We start from the raw sequence: 1,278 nt of genomic DNA, 5'->3' as shown, positions 1-1,278 counted from the left end.
GCAGAGCAGGAAATCGAACGCCTGGCCTTCTACGACGCCTTGACCGGCCTGCCCAACCGGCGCCTCTTGCTGGACCGCCTGCAACGCTCCATCGCCGGCTGCCAGCGCACCAAAAGCCTGGGCGCACTGCTGTTCATCGACCTCGATAACTTCAAAGACCTCAACGACACCCTGGGCCACGACATGGGCGACCAGCTCTTGTCGCAAGTGGCCGCCCGCCTGGTGGGCAGCGTGCGCGAAGCCGACACCGTGGCCCGCTTTGGCGGCGACGAATTCGTCGTCATGCTCGAAGCCCTGGCGCCCGAACTGCAAAGCGCCGCCACCCAGGCAGAAACCGTGGCCGAGAAACTCCTGGCCAACCTGAACCAGCCCTTTGACCTGGACGGCGCCCAGCACTACAGCACCCCCAGCATCGGCATCACCCTGTTTGGCGACGAACGCCTGACGGTGGACGAACTCTTGAAGCGCGCCGATCTGGCCATGTACCAGGCCAAAGCCGCAGGGCGTAACACCCAGAGATTCTTCGACCCCGACATGCAGGCAGCAGTCAACGCCCGCTCCAACCTCGAAGCCGACCTGCGCCAGGGACTGGCCAGAAACGAGCTGCTCGTGCACTACCAGCCCGTGGTAGACCACCACGCCCGCCTCATGGGAGCCGAAGCCCTGGTGCGCTGGCGCCACCCCCAGCGCGGCATGATCAGCCCCGGCGACTTCATCCCCCTGGCAGAACAGACCGGCCTGATCCTCCCCTTAGGCCAATACGTGCTGCAAACCGCCTGCGAACAACTGCAGCGCTGGAGCCAGCACGACAACACCGCCCACCTGTCCATCTCCGTCAACGTCAGCGCCCGCCAATTCCGCCAGCCCGGCTTTGTGGCCGAAGTGCTGCAAACCCTCAAGAACCACAACGCCGACCCGCGCAAACTCAAACTCGAACTCACCGAAAGCCTGCTGCTGGGAGACATCGAAGACACCATCGCGCGCATGGTGCAGCTCAAGAGCGAAGGCGTGGGCTTTGCGCTCGATGATTTTGGCACCGGCTACTCCAGCCTGAGTTACCTCAAGCGGCTGCCGCTGGACCAGGTGAAGATCGACCAGAGCTTCGTGCGGGACGTGCTCTCGGACCCGAACGACGCGGCGATCGTGCGGACCATCCTGGCGCTGGCCAAGAGCTTGGACCTGGAGGTGGTGGCGGAGGGGGTGGAGACGACGGGGCAGCTGAGCTTTCTGCGGCTGCACGGGTGTGAGGGGTTCCAGGGGTATTTGTTTGGGCGGCCC

General features: G+C 64.6%; 1 protein-coding gene. It reads left to right on the top strand.

What is annotated here, in order from left to right; genetic code table 11:
• The coding region (locus ACYZGB_RS22755) for a putative bifunctional diguanylate cyclase/phosphodiesterase (RefSeq protein ID WP_462391263.1) at positions 1 to 1,278 on the top strand (1,278 nt) is incomplete at both ends.

It is taken from the genome of Acidovorax sp. Q11, from assembly GCF_054950075.1.
The sequence above is the reverse complement of the archived record's forward strand: the minus strand, read 5'-3'. Positions and strand labels throughout refer to the sequence as shown.